We start from the raw sequence: 21,595 nt of genomic DNA on the forward strand, positions 1-21,595 counted from the left end.
TAATGAATCTATCCGTTGTAGTTCCTTTATTAAACGAAGAAGAATCTTTGCACGAGCTTTATGCAAGAATAAATAAAGTGTGTCAAGAAAACCAATTGTCTTACGAAATTTGGTTCGTAGATGATGGAAGTACAGATTCTTCTTGGCAAATTATAGAAAATTTATCCAAAGAAAATCATCATGTTCACGGCATTAAATTTTCTAGAAATTATGGGAAATCTCAAGCGTTACATGCCGCTTTTGAGAAAGTTCAAGGCGATGTAGTGATTACAATGGATGCAGATTTGCAAGATTTTCCAGAAGAAATTCCTGAATTATACAGTAAAATTGTAGTCGAAAAATACGATTTGGTTTCTGGTTGGAAGAAAAAACGTTTTGACAATGTGATGACCAAAAATCTTCCGTCAAAATTGTTCAATTCTGCGGCAAGAAATCTTTCTGGAGTAGAATTACACGATTTTAACTGTGGTCTGAAAGCTTACAGAAAACAAGTGGTAAAATCTGTAGATGTTTACGGAGATTTACACCGATGGATTCCTGTTTTGGCAGCAAATGCAGGTTTCAAGAGAATCACCGAAAAACCAGTTCAGCATCAAGCAAGACCTTACGGAACTTCTAAATTCGGGACAGAAAGATTTATTCGTGGATTTTTAGATTTAATTACGCTATGGTTTGTAAGCAAATTCGGAGGAAGACCAATGCACTTCTTCGGAGCAGTGGGAACTTTAATGTTTATTTTCGGATTTTTCTCAGCATTTTGGTTGGGAGCAACCAAATTAGTTGATGTGTATTATTATCACGTTTATGGAAATTTAATCGCCGAAAATCCTTGGTTTTACATTGCATTAACCATGATGATTATGGGAACATTATTGTTTGTAGCAGGATTTTTAGGAGAACTCATTATCAGACAAAGTAGAGGTCATAAGAATTATCATATTGAAGAGGTAATTTAATTTGAAAGTCTGCTAATTTGAAAATTTGAAAATGAAAAGTTCCGTAGGAACGAAACGTTTGTAGAAATAATAAAACAAACAGCAGAGTTCCGTAGGAACGACAGATATTATAACGTTGGAATTTATTCCAACGAAAAAATGAAAAATAAAATCATTCCGTAGAAACGCAATGTAAAAAATGAAAAATATCACAAAACTTTTCCTTTACCTAAACCTTTGCCTTACTCTTTTGGCTTGCTCTAAAATTTCTCCAAAAGGGGAAATAGAGGTGAAAGATGTAACCGTAGAAAATTTCACTAAATTAAATCTTAAAGGAGATTTCAAAGTGTTTTTTGCGAAAGGAAATCAGAATTTGGTAAGTGTAGAAACGTATCCTAATGTTTACAAAAATCTAGATATAGAAGTAGAAAACGGAATTTTAACCATCGAAGAAAATCGAAAAACAGACCAAGTAGATTTTTACAATATCACTATTTTTGGTAAAAACGATTTAAATGAGGTTTTGCTTTCTGATAAAGTAGAAATGAATGTTTCTGGACAAGTAAAAATACCAGAATTTTCACTTTATCTAAAAGGAAATTCTAAATTTATGGGAGCGGTAATTGCCCCGAAAAGTAAAATAGAAATGGCAGAGAAATCTAATGCCAATATTCTAGGAGAAACTAAAAACTTGAATTTAAAATTAGCAGATTCTGCAAGCATTATGGCACCGTATTTTTACGTAGATAATTTAGAAATTCTTAGTAAAAATGGAGCTTCTGCAGGATTAAATATAGATCAAGAAATGAAAGGAACGCTAGAAAATACCTCAAAACTAATTTTCTACGGAGAACCGCTCAATAAATTGACAAGAAAAGACAAAGCTTCTGTAGAAAACAGAAAATTGAAATAAGCATTGACGATTTGTTATTCTGAGAGAAACAAAGTGTAGCGAAGAATCTATTTTAAGAGATTCTTCATTCCGTTTCACTGCATTCAGAATGACAAAACATTTAAAAATTAAAAAAACAAAAAATTTAAATATATGACAACTTTGGAAAAAGCAAAACTTTGGTTATCAGATACTTTTGATGCAGAAACCAGAGCTACAGTTCAGAATTGGATTGATACCAATTCCCCAGAATTAGAAGACAGTTTTTACAGAGAATTAGAATTCGGAACTGGCGGAATGCGAGGAATTATGGGAGTAGGAACCAATCGTCTCAATAAATATACATTGGGTCAAGCTACGCAAGGTTTGGCGAATTATCTTCATCAACAATTTCCTAATCAAGAAATTAAAGTAGCGATTGCTTATGACGTAAGAAATAATTCTAAAGAGTTCGGAAAAATGTGTGCAGATGTTCTTACAGCAAACGGAATTAAAGTGTTGCTTTTCAAAGAACACAGACCAACTCCAGAACTTTCTTTCACGGTTCGTGATAAAAAATGTAACGCGGGAATTGTTTTGACGGCTTCTCACAATCCACCAGAATATAACGGTTACAAAGTATATTGGAATGATGGAGCACAAGTAGTTCCACCAAATGATGAAAATATCATCAAAGAAGTTTACGCTACAAAATTCGAAGAAATTAAATTCAACGGAAATGATGATTTAATCGAATGGATTGGCGAAGAACAAGATGATGTGTACATCGATACTTGTATGGAAAATTCATTGTACCAAAATATTGGAAGAGATAATGTAAACATCGTTTTCACTTCTATTCACGGTACTACTTATACTACGATTCCTAAAGCTTTAGCAAAAGCAGGTTTCACGAAAGTGGATTTGGTAAAAGAACAAATGATTCCTTCTGGAAATTTCCCAACGGTAGAATCTCCGAATCCTGAAGAGCCAAAAGCGCTTTCTATGGCGGTAGATTTGGCAAATATTACCAATGGAGATATCGTTATCGGTTGTGATCCAGATGGCGACAGATTAGGAATTGCGGTAAGAAATCTAGATGGCGAAATTCAGTTATTGAATGGTAACCAAACCAATATGATTTTGACGTATTACATTCTTGACCAATGGAAAAAAGCAGGCAAAATTACAGGAAAAGAGTTCATCGGTTCTACGATTGTAACTTCTGACTGTTTCTTTGATGTAGCTGAAAAATTCGGAGTAGATTGCAAAGTAGGATTGACTGGTTTCAAATGGATTGGTAAAATGATTCGTGATGTAGAAGGTCAAGAAAAATTCATTTGCGGTGGTGAAGAATCTTTCGGATTTATGACGGGAGATTTCGTAAGAGATAAAGACAGTTGTGGTTCTATTTTATTGGCTTGTGAAATTGCAGCCGTTTGCAAAGCACAAGGAAAAACCATGTATCAGTACATGATTGATATTTACAAAGAAATAGGTATGTATCAAGAAGGTTTGGTGAACGTGGTAAGAAAAGGAAGAACTGGTGCCGAAGAAATTGCTCAAATGATGGTAGATTTCAGAGAAAATCCTGTAAAAGAATTGGCAGGCTCTAAAGTTTTGGAAGTAAAAGATTTCCAAGAACAAACTTGTCTTAATGTAATTACAGGAGAGAGAAAAGTAATGAATGATATTCCGAAATCTAATGTGTTAATCTATTACACAGAAGACGGAACTAAAGTTTGTATCAGACCTTCAGGAACTGAGCCGAAGATTAAATTCTATTTTTCTGTGAAAGATAAAATTGAAAACGAAGCAGATTTCAAAGCTAAACAAGCTTCTCTGGAACAAAAAATCAATGAAGTAAAAAAAGATTTAAAACTATAAATATTTTAATCTAATGCTTTTAAGTTCACAGAAGTTTAACAAATCTTTAGGTTTTTAATCTTTTGTGAACTTTTTTATTTTATTTAAATTTGAAAAATCATTAACAACAAAATCTTAATAAAAAGTGGTTTCAAAACTCGCTCAAAACCTTATCGGTTCAGAAATTATTAAAATCGGTAATCAAGTAAACGAACTCAAAGCTCAAGGAGCTGAAATTGCCAACCTCACTATCGGTGATTTAGATTCTAACATTTATCCTATTCCTGCAGGATTAAAACAAAATATTCAGAAAGCTTACGCGGATAATTTAACCAATTATCCTCCTGCAAATGGTTTGCTTTCATTAAGAAAAGCAGTGGCAAAAGACATAAAATCTCGTTGGAATTTAGACTATTCTCCAGATGATATTTTGGTTTCTGGCGGTTCTAGACCTTTAATTTATGCTACTTTTAAAACCATTGTAGACGAAGGCGATAAAGTAGTTTACGCTGTTCCTTCTTGGAATAATAACCATTACGCTTACTTAACTTCTGCCAATGCAGTAGAACTAGAAGTTTCTCCAGAAGATAATTTTTTGCCAACAGCTGATGTGATTACCCCACATTTAGAAGGTGCAGTTTTATTGGCGCTTTGCTCTCCGCTAAACCCAACTGGAACCATGTTTACCAAAGAACAACTTTCAGAAATTTGCGAAGCGGTAATTGCAGAAAATAAAAAAAGAGGAGAAGGCGAAAAGCCAATTTACTTAATGTACGACCAAATTTATGCAATGCTTACGTTTGGTGATTCAGAACATTTTAATCCAGTTTCTCTTTATCCAGAACTTAGAGATTACACCATTTATATTGATGGAACTTCTAAATGTTTTGCAGCAACTGGAGTTAGAGTAGGATGGAGTTTCGGACCAACTAAAGTGATTGATAGAATGAAAGCGCTATTAACACACGTTGGAGCTTGGGCGCCGAAACCAGAACAACAAGCTGTAGCAGAGTTTTTAGATAATACACCAGCTGTAAACGAATTTGTGAATGATTTCAAAGGTAAAATTGCGCACAGTTTAGAAGTTTTACATGCTGGAATTCAAGAAATGAAATCTAAAAATTTCGCGGTAGATAGCATTAAACCAATGGGTGCTTTGTATTTGACCATTAAATTGGATTATGTAGGAAAAACCACTGAAGACGGTAAAGTTCTGAAAGATTCTACAGATTTAGTTTTCTATTTAATCGAAAAAGCAGGAGTAGCATTAGTGCCATTTTCAGCATTTGGAAATTCTAGAGAAATGCCTTGGTTTAGAGCATCAGTTGGCGCTTGTTCAGTAGAAGATTTACAAAAAATGTTCCCGAAATTAGAAGCTGCTTTAGCTAAATTAAAATAAATTTATCTCTCGCTGATTGAGCAAATTTAGAGGATTTTGATCTGCTAAATCAGTTCAATCAGCGAGCTTTTTTAAATAAAATTATCAAAGTCAATAATGAATAATCTCGGAACCAGAAACTCGGAACTCGAAACACTTAAAATAATCGCTGTTATACCAGCTCGTTACGCTGCAAGTAGATTTCCCGGGAAATTAATGCAGATTTTAGGCGACAAAACAGTAATTGCTACTACTTATCAAAACGTTTTGGAAACTCAGCTATTTGATGAGGTTTTCGTGGCGACTGATTCTGAAATTATCTTTGAAGAAATTACCAAAATCGGCGGAAAAGCAGTAATGACTGGTGAACACGAAACAGGAAGCGACAGAATAGCGGAAGCGGTTCAAAATATTGATTGCGATATTGTCATCAATGTTCAAGGTGATGAACCTTTCCTGAAAACTGAACCTTTGAAACAACTGATTGAAGTTTTTAAAAATGATGTAGATAAAGAAATTTCATTGGCTTCGCTTAAAATCAGGTTAAAGGAAAAGGAAGAAATCGAAAATCCGAATAATGTAAAAGTTATTACAGATTTACAGAATTTTGCAATGTATTTTAGTCGTTCTGTGATTCCTTATCCTAGAGAAACCTCTTTAGAACACTTGTATTACAAGCATATTGGTGTTTACGCTTTCAGGAAAGAAGCTTTGTTGAAATTTGCTAATTTGGTGATGACTCCACTGGAAATTTCAGAAAAAATAGAAGCGATTCGTTATCTGGAAAACGGAATGAAAATCAAAATGATAGAAACAGATTTCATTGGGGTAGGAATAGATGTTCCCGAAGATTTAGAAAAAGCGAAAGCAATTTTAAGTAGGGACAAGTCGTGACTTGTCCAAAAAGAAGAAAATTAATTTGAAAATTTGAAAAATTAAGTTGGTTTTCGTTTCAAAATCATATATTTGGAATCTCGTAAAAAAGATTGAATGAAAAAGATACTATTAATCGCTACAATTCTAGTAACCACCATATTTTCGGCGCAAACTGCTAAACAAATTATTGATAAAAATATTGAGTTAACAGGAGGCTTAACCAACTGGAAACTGCTCAATTCTATTATTCTACAAGGAAAAGTAATTCTGGGCGTAAATGATGAATATCCTATGAGAATTTATCAACAAAGACCTAATCTTACGAAAACAGTAGTATTCATAGGCAATAAAGAAAATGTAATCGAAGGATATGATGGTAAAAATGGTTACGCAATGAATTACGTGGTGAATAAACTTCAGGTTCAAAAAAATTACGTTCCAGAAAGCTTTGACACAGATTTCATCGATTATGAGAACAAAGGTTTTACCGCACAAGTTCTTGGTAAAGAAAAAGTGGGAGACAGAGATTGTTATAAGGTAGAACTCACCAAAAATGTTAATAAAACCGTTTATTATTTTGATGTTCAGAACTTTTTACTGTTAAAAGAAGAAAAGAAAGACGAAACATTGGTTTATTCTGATTTCAAAAAAGTGAATAATTTGGTAATGCCTTTCAGAATTGAAGCAACTACGCCGAAAAAAGAAGGAGATTACGTGATGATTCTTTATAAAATTGAAGTCAACAAAGCCTTTCCAGCCAATACTTTTAAGTTCTAATAAAACTTTACGATAAAAAATTTCTATGACTGCAATTTCTTAGGATTTTGCAGTTTTTTTATCCCTAAATTTGAAATCAAATAAAATCAAAATGAAAAAAATATTATTTATTCTTATGGCATTTTTTGGACTTTTTTCTTCGCAGGCGCAACAAGCAAAATCCATTCATTCTTTTAAAGTGAAAGCTTTAGATGGTAAAACCATTGATTTTTCTAAGTTTAAAGGCAAGAAGATTCTAATTGTAAATACAGCTTCAGAATGTGGTTTTACACCACAGTATGAAGGTTTACAAAAGTTGTACGAAACTTATAAAGACCAATTGGTGATTGTAGGTTTTCCTGCAAACAATTTTGGTGGACAAGAACCTGGAAGCAATGAAGAAATTGGTGCTTTTTGCAAAAAGAATTATGGAGTTACTTTTCCGATGGCGGCTAAAGTTTCTGTGAAAGGAAAAGATATTGCTCCCATTTTTAAATTTTTAACAGACAAAAAACTAAACGGAGTAAAAAGCACGACCATTCTTTGGAACTTCGAGAAATTTTTGCTCAATGAAAAAGGAGAGTTGATTGATACTTTTGTAAGTACTACAAAACCTACTTCTGAATCTATTACGAAATATTTTAAATAGTTTTTTTTGCCACTAATGCACGAATAAAAATACTTTAAATGCTCATAAAATCTAAATTTCTATTTTTAGAAAATTTTTAAAAATAAGTAGAGCCGCGATTTATCGCGTCTAAATAGATATTTTAGAAAAGCATTCGTGCATTCGTGGCAAAAACTATTCTTTTCTTTTTTCTGCAAAACTGAAAATACTGCCTAATTTTATTTTAGAATATCCGTAAGATTTTATTTTAGATGAATTCACCAAAGCTTGTGCTAAAATGTCTGTTGGCAATGGTTTTTGAGATTCTAAAACGCCAAATTTATTGGCAAATTTTATAATTCTAGCTCCTAATACTTCACCAGTTCTGTCGGTGTTTTTTCGATCGAGCATTCCGGGTTGGAAAATGGTAATTTTATTAAAATGAAGTTTTTTTACTTCTTCTTCTAATTCGCCCTTCATTCTAGAGTAGAAAATTTTAGAATTAGGATTGGCTCCATAAGCAGAAACCAAAACGAAATCTTCCACGCCATTTTCTTTGGCAGTTTTGGCAAATTGCAATTGATAATCAAAATCTACTTTTCGCTGTGCTTCCTTACTTCCCGCATCTTTCAAGGTAGTTCCGAGGCAAGAAAAAGCGACATCACCTTTTACCAAATCTTTCCATTCTTCTGGCTTTTCGAAATTTACTACATGAAATTTCACTTTCTCAGAAGTAGATTCTACAGGTTTTCTTACAAAAGCATGAATTTCTTCGAAATCTTTGTCTTGACTTAGTTTTTGAACCAAATCTTTTCCTGTAGCGCCAGTTGCTCCTATAATCAAAGCCTTCATATTTTTAAGTAATTGGTAGTTAGTGTTGATCTTTATGAGTATAAATTTAGTAAATTTGTTTTAATTGAGAATAAGAAAGTCTAATTACCAAAATACTAACTACCAACTACTAAAATGTTAGCCGAAGAAATAAGAGAATATTGTCTCAACAAAAAAGGAGTTACGGAAGGTTTTCCGTTTGATGAAACTACTTTAGTCTTTAAAGTAGGTGGTAAAATGTTTCTATTAATGGCTTTAGAAAAGCAACCATTGGTCTTTTCGGCAAAAAACACTGCAGATTATAACGAAGAACTCCGAGAGCAATATTACCAAATTTCTGGCGCTTATCACATGAACAAAACACATTGGAATTCTATAATTTGTGAAGGATTGAAGCCGGAATTCATTAAAAAACTCATTGATGATTCATATCAATTGGTGTATGAAAGTTTAACGAAGAAAATAAAATTAGAAATTAATAAATTATTGATATAATGATTAATATAATATTAAATACAATTTTTTTTGGATCTGCAATTTTTTGGATCTTGTTGTATTTTATTGATAAGGATTATACAAAGAAAATTAGACTTATTTTAGGAATAATTTTTATTATACTTTTATTATATGGTTTATATGGAATATTGATTTATGTAATAAATGATAGGTAGAAAAGCATTCAGAAATTCTGAATGCTTTTTGTTTTACAAAACATCTTTATCAAGATGCTGTTCTTCTTCTTTGTAATGTTCGTGAAGATGTACAGGTTCAGATTTTTTGGTCGTTTTCATTTGAATAATATCTACCAAAAGCGAAAATGCCATAGCGAAATAAATATAACCTTTCGGAATTTCTTTGCCAAAACCTTCCACGATTAGTGAGAAACCAATCAATAGCAAGAATGAAAGTGCTAAAATTTTAAAAGCAGGATGTTTATTCACGAAATTGCTGATAGGTTCTGCTGCAAAAAGCATGATAATCACCGTTACAATCACCGCTACATACATTACCCAAACTTCTTTTACCATTCCTACTGCGGTAATAATGGAATCAATAGAGAATACCAAATCCATTAATAAAATTTGGAATATCACTTGTCCGAAACTCGTTACAATAATGGTTTTAGTTACATCGCCATCTTCGCCTTCCATTTTATGATAAATTTCGGCGGTACTTTTGTAAAGTAGGAATAAACCTCCTAGAATTAAAATCAAATCTTTACCTGAGATTCCCGTTTCGAAAACGGTAAATAAATCTTGGTCTAGTTTCATAATTTGACTAATCAAAAGTAATAAACCAAGTCTCATCACTCCGGCAAGAATAAGCCCGATTCTTCTGGCTTTTTTCTGTTGGTTTACAGGTAATTTATTCGCCAAAATAGAAATGAAAATAACATTGTCTATTCCTAGAACGGTTTCTAGTGCGATAAGGGTAAGTAAAGAAATAATAATTTCTGCTTCCATAGTTTTATTTTATGATTTTCACAAAACTATAGAAACTTATGAATCTAATTTTATAAAATCTGATTGAAAATTTATATGATTCTAACTCTTAACTAAAGTTAAAATTTTCGGTCAAAACCTTGTCTTCATCTAATCTTTCGATAAGTTTTTCTAGCGATTCAAATTTAATTTCTTCGTGTAAAAAATCTCTGAATTTCACAGTGATAACTTCGCCGTAAATATCTTGATTGAAGTCTAAAATGTACACTTCTGCAGTCAATTTATCACCATTTACAGTTGGATTAGTGCCAATACTCATCATGCCTTTGTAAAATTGGTCTTTCACAAAAACTTCTACAATGTAAGCACCTTTTTTAGGCAAGAGTTTCAGTTCGTCTATTTCTAGATTTGCAGTAGGGTAACCAATTGTTCTTCCCAGTTTTTTCCCGTCAATTACTTTTCCAGAAAGAGAGTAGGAATATCCCAGCATTTTATTGGCGCCAACGATATTTCCGTTTCCTAAGCAATTTCTGATTTTAGTAGAACTGATATTGAAATCGTCTTCATTTTTGATGGCTTGTAATTGCTCTACAGTAAATTCTAATTCGGTAGAAAGTTTTTGGAGCAGTTCGAAGTTTCCAGATTTATTTTTCCCGAAAACGTGGTCGTGACCTATGATAATGTGTTTTACATTTAGTTTTTTGATGAGAATTTCACGAATAAACTCTTCACCAGTTAAGTTTCTGAAATGTTCATCAAATTTTTGTAAAAACAAAGAGTCAATTCCAGACTTTTCTAGCAAAAAAAGTTTTTCTTCTAATGTGTTGAGCAGTTTAAGGTCGTCATTTGGGTTGAAAATTTTCCTAGGATGAGGCCAAAAGGTGAGCAAAGAAGTCTCTAAATTATTTTTTTTTGCCTTGTCTTTCAATTGATTGATGATGGAAATATGACCGAGATGAACTCCGTCAAACATCCCTAAAGAAAGAACTTTAGGAGATTTTTCGTGATAAAAATTTAAATCTTCTATGAGTTTCAAAACCGCTTACATTTTCTGTGTGCAAAGATGAAAAAAAATATTGATTTTTGATTATGTATTTTGAAGAGAATCACTATATTTGCACCACAAGAAAAAATAAAGCAATGGCAAACCAAATTAAAGGGAAAATTTCACAAATTATCGGTCCAGTTATAGACGTTCTTTTTCAAGAAGTAGAAGAATTACCAAAAATTTATGATGCTCTTGAAATTAAAAAATCAAACGGAGAAACTGTTGTATTAGAAGTAGAACAACACATTGGTGAAGATATGGTAAGATGTATCTCAATGGACGCTACTGACGGTTTACAAAGAGGGCAAGAAGTTGTAGGAACAGGAAACCAAATTACCATGCCTACAGGTGATGGTGTAAACGGAAGACTTTTTAACGTAGTAGGTAATGCAATTGACGGACTTCCTAATTTATCTAAAGATGGCGGTTTGCCAATCCACAGAGAAGCTCCTCATTTCGATCAGCTTTCTACTTCGGCTGAAGTTTTATTTACTGGTATCAAAGTAATTGACCTTATCGAGCCTTATGCAAAAGGTGGTAAGATTGGTTTATTCGGTGGTGCTGGTGTAGGAAAAACAGTATTAATTCAAGAATTAATCAATAATATTGCTAAAGGACACGGTGGTTTATCTGTGTTCGCTGGTGTAGGTGAAAGAACAAGAGAAGGAAACGACCTTCTTAGAGAGATGTTAGAATCAGGTATCATTAAATATGGTGAAGGTTTCATGCACTCTATGGAAGAAGGTGGATGGGATTTATCTAAAGTAGATTTAGAAGAAATGAAAGATTCTAAATGTACCTTCGTTTTCGGACAAATGAACGAACCTCCTGGTGCAAGAGCTAGAGTAGCACTTTCTGGTCTTACTGTTGCTGAATATTTCAGAGATGGTGGTGAATCAGGTCAAGGTAGAGACGTATTATTCTTCGTAGATAATATCTTTAGATTTACTCAAGCGGGTTCTGAGGTATCTGCACTTTTAGGACGTATGCCTTCTGCAGTAGGTTACCAGCCAACTCTTGCTTCTGAAATGGGAGCAATGCAAGAAAGAATTACTTCTACTAAAAACGGTTCTATTACTTCTGTACAAGCAATTTACGTTCCTGCGGATGACTTAACTGACCCGGCTCCAGCAACTACGTTTGCTCACTTAGATGCAACTACCGTATTAGATAGAAAAATTGCTTCATTGGGTATTTATCCAGCAGTAGATCCACTAGCTTCTACTTCTAGAATCTTAACTCCAGAAATTTTAGGAGCAGATCATTATAATACAGCTCAGAGAGTAAAAGAAATTCTTCAAAGATATAAAGCGCTTCAAGATATCATCGCAATCCTTGGTATGGAAGAACTTTCAGAAGAAGATAAATTAGTAGTATATAGAGCTAGAAAAGTACAGAGATTCTTATCTCAACCTTTCCACGTTGCAGAGCAATTTACAGGTCTTAAAGGAGCTTTAGTAGATATCAAAGATACTATCAAAGGTTTCAACATGATCATCGATGGTGAGTTAGATCACTTACCAGAAGCTGCTTTCAACTTGAAAGGAACTATCGAAGAAGCTATCGAAGCAGGTCAAAAAATGCTTGCTGAAAACGCTTAATAAATTTTAAATGTTAAATTTTAGATTTTAGATTTGATTTCAACAATTTAAAATTTAAAATCTATAATCTATAATTTGAAAAGAAATGAATATTAAAATATTAACTCCGGAATTTGTAGTTTTTGATGGCGAAGTAGATTCAGTTCTTCTTCCTGGAAAAAATGGTGATTTCCATATCATGAAAAACCACGCCGCTATTGTTTCTTCTTTAGTGAATGGTAAAGTAAGAGTTTTCACGAATGAAATTCAGAATGAAAATTTTGCAAAATTCTTTACCAAAGAAAACGAAAAGAACAGTGTTTTTTCTTATTCAATAAACAGTGGTGTAGTAGAATTTAGTAACGATAAAGGAATTATCCTTTGTGATTAAAATTCTTCACAATAAATTAAAAACTCGAGCAATTTTGCTCGAGTTTTTTGTTTTATAAGGTTAAGATGACTCCGTTTTCTTTTAAAATTTGCATCGGCTTAGAATACCAAAACAATTCGAAATCATCAAAATCTAATTCATATTTTGCTTTTAACTGGTTGAATGTTACGTTTTTATTAGAATGAATAGAAATTTCATCAATGGTTTCAAGAAGCCAAACTGCTTTTTCTTTTTCTAAATTGATACTAAAAACATTGGTCTTTTCATGGAAGGTAAGTGTTGCCATTTCCCAAGAATTTCCTTTTTTGGTTTTAGTATAAAATTCAACTAACGGTTTTACACTTGTCCAAATGATTTTAGCGTTCGGTTTGGTGATAAAATGGTCTTCTTCTAAAAGACAATCGTGAATATAATCAGGATGAATAGTGGTTTTCGGAATTTTAAAATCAAACCATTCTTGCAGTGGATTTTCAAAATAAATTCCGTGCATATAATTAAACAGCGATTTTTTGAGTCCAAAACTGAATTTACTGTGGTCAATTCCGGTTTTATCTTGAAAATCCACATCATTATTGGCAAAAGTAATCTCTTTCAAGTGAGGAATTACACCAAATTCTTCAGGATTTTTCCCAACAGGAGAATGTGCAGTCATGGCAAACTGATGCCAAAATCCGCTTTGTAAAATCCCCATTTCGAACATTTGACGAACCATTTCCAAAGAATCGATGGTTTCTTGCTCTGTTTGTGTAGGATAACCGTACATTAAATAGGAGTGAACCATAATTCCTGCTTCGGTAAAATTTCTGGTGACTTTGGCAACTTGAGAAACAGAAACTCCTTTGTTGATGAGTTTTAATAATCTGTCCGATGCTACTTCTAGGCCGCCAGAAACCGCTACACAACCTGAAATTTTCAGTAAAAAGCATAAATCTCGGGTAAAGCTTTTTTCAAATCGAATATTTGTCCACCAAGTTACCACGAGTTTTCTTCTCAAAATTTCAAGAGCCACTTCTCGCATTAAAGCTGGTGGTGCTGCTTCATCTACAAAGTGGAAACCGTTTTCTCCCGTTTTTTCAATGAGTTTCTGCATTCTGTCTACCAAAATTTTGGCAGCAATAGGCTCATAAATTTTGATATAATCGAGCGATATGTCGCAAAAAGTACATTTTCCCCAATAGTAACCATGAGCCATCGTGAGTTTATTCCATCTTCCATCGCTCCATAAACTATGCATAGGATTCGCGATTTCTATTACAGAAATGTATTGATCTAAAGGTAAATCTGTGTAATCTGGAGTTCCGATTTCGGCTTGTTTATAATCGTGTCTTTCTGAATTGTTTTTATAAACAACTTCTCCATTTTCTAATAGGAAAGTGCGTTTGAATAAAGATTCTTCACTCTGCTCAGAATGACAGACGTTTTCAAAAAGTAATTCTATCGGAAGTTCACCATCGTCTAATGTGATATAATCAAAAAATTCAAAAACTCTTTTGTCTTTTAAATCTCGGAGTTCTGTATTGGCAAAACCGCCACCAAAAGCCGTTTTAATATTTGGATAATGATTTTTAATATGTTGAGCGCATCTAAACGCTGAATATAAATTACCAGGAAACGGAACGGAAAAACAAACCAGTTTCGGCTGAGTTTCGAGAAGTTTTTTATTTAAAATTTCAAGAGTAAAGTTATCTACGAAAGTTTTGTCTGATTGGAGTTTTTGATATAACTCGTCAAATGAATTAGCACTTCTTCCTAATCGTTCTGCATATCTGCTAAATCCAAAATTTTCATCAATATTTTCTATGATGTAATCTGACAAATCTTCTAAATAAAGGGTAGCGAGATGTTTTGCTTTGTCTTGCAGTCCCATGTTTCCAAAAGCGTATTCCATATCATCTAACTGATTAAATCTGGAAGCTTCTGGCAAGAAATTCATACTGCAAATTTGCCTTGCAAGTGTTGGTTTTTTATTTTGAAGAAAAGCAATAACTTCATCTATAGTTTTGATGTATTCTTCTTTTAACGCAAAAATTCTCTGAGTATTTTCAGATAAATTTTCAGGCTTTACATTAAAAATTTGGGTTACTCCTTTTTTGGAAAAAATTTCTAAGATGACTTCAATTCCTAAATCGATTTGATAACTCGAAATATTTTTGGTATTAAGAAATCCTTTCAAGTACGCAGTTGCAGGATACGGCGTATTGAGTTGGGTAAATGGAGGAGTGATGAGCAGTAAATCTTTCAAAAAATGAATTTTTGCAAAGGTATGATTTTCCTATAGATTTTTGGAATAAAAAAATCCGTCAGAAATGTCTCTAACGGATTATAATTCATTGAATTTTATAAATCAAAATCTCCAGCTGCTTCTGGCTGATAAATAAGATCTACAATTTTTATTTTGGTCTTTCCGCCAGGAACAATCCATTCTATTTCGTCTCCGATTTTGTAACCGATTAATGCTGTAGCAATAGGTGAAAAAATGGAGATTTTATTTTCTTTTAGATTGGCATCTTGTGGATATACAATTTTAAAGGATTGCTCTTTCTGAGTGTTTTCAAAAAAAAGTTTTACTTCAGAATTCATAGTCACTACATCCTTATCAATCTTTTCTGAAGGTACAATTTCTGCTTTACTTAACTCAGACAAAAGCTTTTCGGCCTCATTGCTGTTAATGGTTTTAGAATTTTTAGCATCAGTGATGGCTTTGTAAATTCTAGTGTAATCATTCTTAGTTAAAGTTACTTTTTTCATAATATTTATGCATTAAAAAAACCGTTTGGAGTTCCAAACGGTTTCAATTTTTTATTTTAATAAAAATTAAAGCGGTTTAAAACTCAAATTTTGTTCTTCTAATAATTTTTCAGCTTGTTGCTTGTAAACACCATTCACTAATTTATCGTGAATAGCTTCAAAAGCAGCAAGAGTCTCATTGATTTCAGCATCTGTGTGAGAAGCTGTAGGAATTAATCTTAATAGAATGCTTCCTTTTGGTATTACTGGATATACTACTACAGAAGTGAATATTCCAAAATTTTCTCTTAAATCTTTAACTAGAAGAGTAGCTTCTACTGGTGTCCCTTGCATGAAAACAGGAGTAACACAAGTGTTAGAATTTCCAAGGTTGAAACCTCTGTCTAATAATCCTTTTTGTAGTTTTTCTACATTTTCCCAAAGTTTAGCTTTGATTTCTGGTCTTGTTCTTAAAAGTTCTAATCTTTTTAAACCTCCAATTACCATTGGCATCGTCAATGATTTTGCGAAAATTTGTGAACGAAGATTGAATTTTAAATATCTGATGATTTCTTTGTTTCCAGCGATAAATGCACCGAAACCAGCCATAGATTTAGCAAAAGTAGAGAAGTACACATCAATTTGGTTTTGGCAACCTTGCTCTTCTCCAGCTCCAGCTCCAGTTTTTCCTAAAGTACCGAAACCATGAGCATCATCTACTAATAAACGGAAACTGTATTGTTTTTTGAATTCTGCAATTTCTTTAAGCTTTCCTTGTTGACCAGTCATCCCGAAAACTCCTTCAGTGATTACTAAAATACCTCCGCCGTTTTCTTCTGCAACTTTAGTAGCTCTTTTAATATTTTTTTCGAAGCTATCCATGTCGTTATGACGGAACATGAAGCTTTTTCCCATGTGAAGACGAACTCCATCTACAATACAAGCGTGAGAATTAGAATCATAAACAATTACATCATGTCTAGAAACCAATGCATCAATTGTAGATAGCATTCCTTGGTAACCAAAATTCAATAAATAAGCAGATTCTTTGCCTACGAAATCAGCTAATTCTCTTTCTAATTGTAAGTGTTGTTCTGTTTCACCAGACATTGCTCTAGCTCCCATCGGATAGAACATTCCGTATTCTGCAGCTGCTTTAGCGTCAGCTTCTAGAACTTCTGGGTGATTACAAAGTCCTAAATAATCATTTGCACTCCAAAAAATTACTTCTTTTCCTTGGAACTTCATTCTTGGGCCAATTGGACCTTCTAATCTTGGGAAAATGAAATAACCTTCACCATAATCTGCAAATTGACCTAGAGGACCAGGATTTTCTTTAATTCTTTCAAAAATATCTTTCATTTCGATGATATTGTAGATTTGTATTTTAAATTTTAAAAAAATCAGATGCCAAGAAGGACATCTGAATTCTATTTTTATTTAATGTATTCTGTTTTAAAAACTTCTTCGTAATTATGGACACAATTATTGATGAATCCTTGTTCTTCCATCCATTTATCACTGTATACTTTGGTGATATATCTAGAGCCATGGTCAGGGAAAATTAAGACTACTAAATCGTTTTCTGAGAAAGGATTTGCATTTGCATATTGTCTAAGTGCTTGTAAAACAGCTCCAGTAGTATAACCGCCCATAATCGCTTCTTTAAGTGCTATTTCTCTAGTACAATAAGCGCTCATTTCATCATTTACTCTTACAAAATGGTCTATTCTGTCAAAAAGTAAAGCAGATGGAATAAGATTTTTTCCTAATCCTTCAATTTGGTATGAATGAATTTCAGAAGGATCTATTTCACCTGTTTCGTGATAGGTTTTTAGGATAGAACCATCTGCATCTACACCAATAATTTTGATATCAGGATTTTTTTCTTTTAAAAATTTAGCAGAACCAGAAAGTGTTCCACCAGTTCCTGTACAAGCAAAAAGATGAGTGATTTTTCCTTCTGTCTGTTCCCAAATTTCTGGACCAGTAGAAGAATAGTGTGCGTCTATATTCAGCTCGTTAAAATATTGATTGATGTAAATAGAATTAGGTGTTTCTGCTGCAATTCTTTTCGCTACTTCATAATAAGAACGAGGATCGTCTGCAGGAACAGAAGCAGGACAAACGTATACAGTAGCGCCCAAAGCTTTAAGATAAGCAATTTTTTCTGGCTTGGTTTTATCACTTACAGAAAGAATACATTTATATCCTTTTATAATACTTACCATAGCGATAGAAAAGCCCGTATTTCCAGAAGTGGTTTCTACGATAGTAGCTCCAGGAGTTAAAAGCCCTTTTTTTTCGGCAGCTTCTATAATATGAAGCGCGATTCTATCTTTAGTAGAATGCCCCGGATTAAAAGATTCTATTTTAGCATAAACTTTTGCAGGAATATCCTTAGTTACTTCATTAAGTTTCACCATTGGAGTATTACCAATTAACCCGAGAATATTATCAAAAACGTTCGTCATTTTCTTCATTTTTCTCTAAAAAACCGATTGCAAAAATAAGAAAAAAATCAAATAAATTTATCATTTTGTCCTAACATTTTGAACGGAAAGCAAATAGAAATGATTTTTTTCATGTTTTTTTGCTCAATTCTTTACCAAATTTTAAGCCAAACAAATGTTTAAATTTATTTTTTCATTTTTTTTCTTAAAATATTCTTAATAAATCTATGTTTTAGAAAATATCAGAATAAAAAAACTTAATTTCGCAACATTGTAAATTTTTAAAAATTTCTATGAAGAATTGGACTTTCAAAAAATGGAACACCATTTTAGGTTGGGTGGTTTTTGCAATCGCATTTTTCACCTATTTATCTACTATTGAACCTAATTTTAGTTTTTGGGATTGTGGAGAATACATTTCATCTGCTGTAAAATTAGAAGTTACGCACGCTCCTGGTGCTGCATTATTTCAATTAATGGGTGCTGTTGCAGCTATTTTTGGCTTTGGAGATGGTTCTAAATATTCTATAATTATCAATGCTATGTCTGCGCTTTTCAGTGCATTCACCATATTATTTTTGTTTTGGACGATTACGCATTTCGTAAGAAGACTTTTGAATAAAGACTTCGAAGACGTAACCGTTTCAGACGAAATTGCCATTCTATTTGCTGGTGTCATTGGTGCTTTAGCTTTTACTTTTTCAGAAACTTTTTGGTTTTCTGCAGTAGAAGGAGAGGTTTATTCTATGTCTTCTATGTTTATTGCACTTTTGGTTTGGCTCATTACAAAATGGGAAAACGAATATCATGACAGTGATAATGAACGTTGGCTCATTCTAATTTTCTTCATTACTGGGCTTTCTGTAGGAGTTCACATGATGGTAATGTTAGCAGTTCCAGCCGTTTGTTTGGTGTACTATGCTAGAAATTATGAATTTACATGGAAGAGTTTTATCATCGCTAATTTGGTGACACTTTTCATTTTAGCAGTAGTTTTCAAAGGAATTTTCCCAATTATCATGAGTCTTTTTGGTAAATCTGAAATTTTCTTTGTTAATGGATTAGGTTTACCTTTCCATTCAGGAACTATTGTTGCATTTATCATTTTGCTTGCTTTAATGTATATAGGAATTTCTTATGCTAGAAAATCTAAAAGCAAATTATATCAAACCATCGCACTATCAGTAATCTACATGATTATTGGTTTTTCTTGTTGGTTAGTCATTCCGATTAGAGCGAATGCAAATCCGCCAATGAACTTGAATGATCCAGATAACGCCATCGGAATGTTAGATTATTACAATCGTGAACAATACGGAGATTGGCCAACTTCTTACGGACAAAACTATACTGCATATTTAGACAATTATGGTATTGAAAAAAATGATGATGGTAGTTATAAAACGCAAAAAACAGGTGATGTTTACGAAAAAAATGAAAAAACCGGTCGTTATGATATTGTAGGAGAGCGTTTCAATTACGTTTATTCTAAAGAACATGTAAGCATTTTGCCGAGAATGTTCAATGAAGATGAAACCGTGATGAGCAATTACATTTCTATGTATGGAGCGCCAGATTTTGAATTCAATTATGACAATCAGGATATTGCAGATAATCTTCAAGCTAAAGAAGTTTTTGACCAATTAAGACAAAAATTTGAAGACGGAAGCATTACGCTTGATGATTACAAACAAGCCAGAGAATATGATTTAATCAAGGTACATAGACCTACATTAGCACAAAATCTTACGTATTTTGTAGAATTTCAAATTGGATATTATTTTGTAAGATATCTCATGTGGAATTTTGTAGGAAGACAAAATGATTTAGAAGGTCACATGGAAAACACCAATGGAAACTGGGTTTCTGGTATTCCTGCAATTGATGACAATTTATGGGGAAGTCAAAAAGATATGCCTGCAAAATTCAAAAATGAAAGTACGGTTTATTTCTTCTTTTTACCATTGTTATTGGGAATTTTAGGAGCGTTTTTCCAGTTCAACAAAGATTTTGGAAGATTTTGGGCAATTCTTTCTTTATTCGTGTTAACCAGTTTTGGAATTATTTTCTACACTGGTGTGAAACCTTTTGAACCAAGAGAAAGAGATTACGCAATGGTAGGAAGTTTCTACGCCTTTGCAATTTGGATAGGTTTCGGAGCGGCAGCAATTCTTTGGTATTTACAAGAAAAAATTAAATCAAATGCAGCTACTTGGATTACTGGAATTGTTTTATTAGGAGTTCCATTAATGATGGGCTTCCAGAATTATAATTCTCACGATAGAAGTGAACGTTATGCAGCTTATGATTTCGCTTATTCTTCATTGAAATCCCTTCCAAAAGATGATATTTTCTTCGTTTATGGAGATAATGATACGTATCCAATTTGGGGATTACAAGAAACGGAGCAATTCAGAGATGATGTAAAAGTGGTGAATTTCACGCTTTTAGGAACACCTTGGAATATAGACCAAGTAAAACGCAGAACATACAATTCAATGCCAGTTCCGTCAGTTCTTACCCACGAAGAATACAGAGATGGAACCAATGATCAAGTAGTTTTACTTTCTGCAGAAGATTGGAAAAATTTCATTCAAAATAATGTAGATGCAGGAGTTCCAGAGAGTTTATTTGAGCCTTACAAAAAATATATGGTTCAAGATTCTATGAACATCAAAGACGCCGTAAATTTCTTGAGAAAAAGAAGTCCAGAAAAAGATGAAATTTTAAAATTACTTTTTGGAGAAGATAAATATGAACGTTTTAATTTCTTGCCTGTTTCTAGATTTGTTTTACCTGTAAATAAAGCAAATGCCGTGAAATCTGGTATTATTTCTGCTAAAGATTTGCCGAATACAGTAGACCAAATTACCATAGACTACAGAAGAGGAAATATGTTTAAAGCCAATTATATTTTAATGGATATTTTGGCGAATTTCGATTGGAAACGTCCTATCAATTTCTCAGTGGGTGGAATTTATGATGACGAAAACATTTTCTATCTGAAAGATTATCTTCAGTTTGATGGATTTAGTTATAGATTAGTGCCTATTAAAACAGAAGAAAGAGAAGATGGCGAAATGGGAAGAGTAGACGCCGAAGATTTATATAAAATTGTCAAAAATTACAAATGGGGCAATTTCAAAAATCTAAATGTTCACATGGACGAAACGTGTACACAGAACATCGTAAGTTATAGAAGTTCTGCAAGTAGAGCTGCGGAAGCATTGACTTTAGAAGGTAAAAAAGCAAAAGCCATCGAAGTTTTAGATTTAGCAAGCAGAGAAATTCCTTCTACCAAATATAATGACCCTCGTTCTTTAAGCGCAATGGTTTATGGATATATTGTTGCAGGTCAAGAACAAAAAGGTTTACAATTGGCAGAGCAATTAAAAAGAGATATTTTCGAAGAATATGACTATTATTTGTCGCTTTCTAAGTATGAACAAAAATATGTGAAAAAACAGATGAATGCTCAACCCATCTTGTATTCATTGGTAACAGGAGCAGTTTCTGATGCGTATAAGAAAATCGGTCAAAAAGATAAAGGTTACAATTACTTGTTAAAATCCATCGAACCGATTGATAAGAGATTTAAAAATTTCATCAGTGATTTACAGATGGCAGGAAAAGAAAAAGCCTTCAACGAAGCTGAAAAAGTACAAAAAATCACACCGTTTTATTCTTATTTATTTGAAGTGATGAAACCTTATGATTCTACTTATCCAAAAGAAAAAGAAGCAGAAATCACTAGACAAATGATGAAAGCGACCAACTAGTTTTTCAATTAAAATTTAATATAAAATCCGTTAGAAATATTCTGACGGATTTTTT

The 21,595-nt window shown here is 32.9% G+C and carries 18 protein-coding genes; 11 read left to right on the forward strand and 7 right to left on the reverse strand.

Annotation, left to right across the window (positions count from 1 at the left end):
* Nucleotides 1-2: 2 nt before the first annotated feature.
* The 7 genes from C3729_RS02685 to C3729_RS02715 all read left to right on the forward strand — a co-directional run bounded on the left by C3729_RS02685 (nucleotide 3) and on the right by C3729_RS02715 (nucleotide 7,331).
* Nucleotides 3-956: a glycosyltransferase family 2 protein gene (locus C3729_RS02685; protein ID WP_104792716.1), complete on the forward strand. Its 954-nt coding sequence runs from the start codon at nucleotides 3-5 to the stop codon at nucleotides 954-956.
* 178 nt (nucleotides 957-1,134) lie between these two features.
* The gene (locus tag C3729_RS02690; RefSeq protein WP_104792717.1) at nucleotides 1,135-1,848 is read left to right on the forward strand and encodes a GIN domain-containing protein; all 714 of its coding nucleotides are present in this window, start codon (nucleotides 1,135-1,137) and stop codon (nucleotides 1,846-1,848) included.
* Between the two features lie 132 nt (nucleotides 1,849-1,980).
* Nucleotides 1,981-3,693, forward strand: coding sequence for a phospho-sugar mutase (locus tag C3729_RS02695; protein ID WP_104792718.1), 1,713 nt, complete (start codon nucleotides 1,981-1,983; stop codon nucleotides 3,691-3,693).
* Nucleotides 3,694-3,817: 124 nt separating this feature from the next.
* Nucleotides 3,818-5,071: a pyridoxal phosphate-dependent aminotransferase gene (locus C3729_RS02700; protein ID WP_104792719.1), complete on the forward strand. Its 1,254-nt coding sequence runs from the start codon at nucleotides 3,818-3,820 to the stop codon at nucleotides 5,069-5,071.
* Nucleotides 5,072-5,167: 96 nt separating this feature from the next.
* Nucleotides 5,168-5,944 carry a 3-deoxy-manno-octulosonate cytidylyltransferase gene (kdsB, locus tag C3729_RS02705; protein WP_104792720.1) on the forward strand — a complete coding sequence of 259 codons (777 nt, stop codon included), beginning with the start codon at nucleotides 5,168-5,170 and terminating at the stop codon, nucleotides 5,942-5,944.
* Nucleotides 5,945-6,040: 96 nt separating this feature from the next.
* On the forward strand, nucleotides 6,041-6,703 hold the full coding sequence (locus C3729_RS02710; protein ID WP_104792721.1) for an outer membrane lipoprotein-sorting protein: 663 nt from the start codon (nucleotides 6,041-6,043) through the stop codon (nucleotides 6,701-6,703).
* A gap of 91 nt (nucleotides 6,704-6,794) precedes the next feature.
* Complete coding sequence (locus tag C3729_RS02715) at nucleotides 6,795-7,331, forward strand: glutathione peroxidase (protein WP_104792800.1); 537 nt, start codon at nucleotides 6,795-6,797, stop codon at nucleotides 7,329-7,331.
* 153 nt (nucleotides 7,332-7,484) lie between these two features.
* Here the strand turns inward: C3729_RS02715 and C3729_RS02720 are convergent, their stop codons facing one another.
* A complete protein-coding gene (locus C3729_RS02720) occupies nucleotides 7,485-8,141 on the reverse strand; it encodes an NAD(P)H-binding protein (RefSeq protein ID WP_104792722.1) in 657 nt (218 codons plus the stop codon).
* 114 nt (nucleotides 8,142-8,255) lie between these two features.
* Between C3729_RS02720 and C3729_RS02725 the strand changes: the two genes are divergently transcribed.
* On the forward strand, nucleotides 8,256-8,615 hold the full coding sequence (locus tag C3729_RS02725; RefSeq protein WP_104792723.1) for an MmcQ/YjbR family DNA-binding protein: 360 nt from the start codon (nucleotides 8,256-8,258) through the stop codon (nucleotides 8,613-8,615).
* A gap of 209 nt (nucleotides 8,616-8,824) precedes the next feature.
* Here the strand turns inward: C3729_RS02725 and C3729_RS02730 are convergent, their stop codons facing one another.
* Both C3729_RS02730 and C3729_RS02735 read right to left on the reverse strand, forming a co-directional pair.
* Nucleotides 8,825-9,583 carry a TerC family protein gene (locus C3729_RS02730; RefSeq protein WP_104792724.1) on the reverse strand — a complete coding sequence of 253 codons (759 nt, stop codon included), beginning with the start codon at nucleotides 9,581-9,583 and terminating at the stop codon, nucleotides 8,825-8,827.
* A gap of 88 nt (nucleotides 9,584-9,671) precedes the next feature.
* Nucleotides 9,672-10,598 (reverse strand): bifunctional riboflavin kinase/FAD synthetase, encoded by a 927-nt coding sequence (locus C3729_RS02735; RefSeq protein WP_104792725.1) that lies wholly within the window; start codon nucleotides 10,596-10,598, stop codon nucleotides 9,672-9,674.
* 104 nt (nucleotides 10,599-10,702) lie between these two features.
* Here C3729_RS02735 and atpD point away from each other — a divergent pair, with 104 nt between their 5' ends.
* Both atpD and C3729_RS02745 read left to right on the forward strand, forming a co-directional pair.
* Nucleotides 10,703-12,211: a F0F1 ATP synthase subunit beta gene (atpD, locus tag C3729_RS02740; RefSeq protein WP_104792801.1), complete on the forward strand. Its 1,509-nt coding sequence runs from the start codon at nucleotides 10,703-10,705 to the stop codon at nucleotides 12,209-12,211.
* A gap of 85 nt (nucleotides 12,212-12,296) precedes the next feature.
* Nucleotides 12,297-12,581 (forward strand): FoF1 ATP synthase subunit delta/epsilon, encoded by a 285-nt coding sequence (locus C3729_RS02745; protein ID WP_104792726.1) that lies wholly within the window; start codon nucleotides 12,297-12,299, stop codon nucleotides 12,579-12,581.
* 52 nt (nucleotides 12,582-12,633) lie between these two features.
* Here C3729_RS02745 and C3729_RS02750 read toward each other — a convergent pair whose 3' ends face one another.
* The 4 genes from C3729_RS02750 to C3729_RS02765 all read right to left on the reverse strand — a co-directional run bounded on the left by C3729_RS02750 (nucleotide 12,634) and on the right by C3729_RS02765 (nucleotide 17,782).
* The gene (locus tag C3729_RS02750) at nucleotides 12,634-14,823 is read right to left on the reverse strand and encodes a B12-binding domain-containing radical SAM protein (RefSeq protein WP_104792727.1); all 2,190 of its coding nucleotides are present in this window, start codon (nucleotides 14,821-14,823) and stop codon (nucleotides 12,634-12,636) included.
* A 95-nt stretch (nucleotides 14,824-14,918) separates the two neighbouring features.
* Nucleotides 14,919-15,329, reverse strand: a complete 411-nt coding sequence (rnk, locus tag C3729_RS02755; RefSeq protein ID WP_104792728.1) for a nucleoside diphosphate kinase regulator — start codon at nucleotides 15,327-15,329, stop codon at nucleotides 14,919-14,921.
* A gap of 66 nt (nucleotides 15,330-15,395) precedes the next feature.
* Nucleotides 15,396-16,670 carry an aminotransferase class I/II-fold pyridoxal phosphate-dependent enzyme gene (locus C3729_RS02760; RefSeq protein WP_104792729.1) on the reverse strand — a complete coding sequence of 425 codons (1,275 nt, stop codon included), beginning with the start codon at nucleotides 16,668-16,670 and terminating at the stop codon, nucleotides 15,396-15,398.
* A 74-nt stretch (nucleotides 16,671-16,744) separates the two neighbouring features.
* Complete coding sequence (locus C3729_RS02765; RefSeq protein ID WP_104792730.1) at nucleotides 16,745-17,782, reverse strand: PLP-dependent cysteine synthase family protein; 1,038 nt, start codon at nucleotides 17,780-17,782, stop codon at nucleotides 16,745-16,747.
* 272 nt (nucleotides 17,783-18,054) lie between these two features.
* Here C3729_RS02765 and C3729_RS02770 point away from each other — a divergent pair, with 272 nt between their 5' ends.
* Nucleotides 18,055-21,540, forward strand: coding sequence for a DUF2723 domain-containing protein (locus C3729_RS02770; RefSeq protein WP_104792731.1), 3,486 nt, complete (start codon nucleotides 18,055-18,057; stop codon nucleotides 21,538-21,540).
* Nucleotides 21,541-21,595: the final 55 nt, after the last annotated feature.

The organism is Cloacibacterium normanense, assembly GCF_002943105.1.
GTDB lineage: Bacteria > Bacteroidota > Bacteroidia > Flavobacteriales > Weeksellaceae > Cloacibacterium.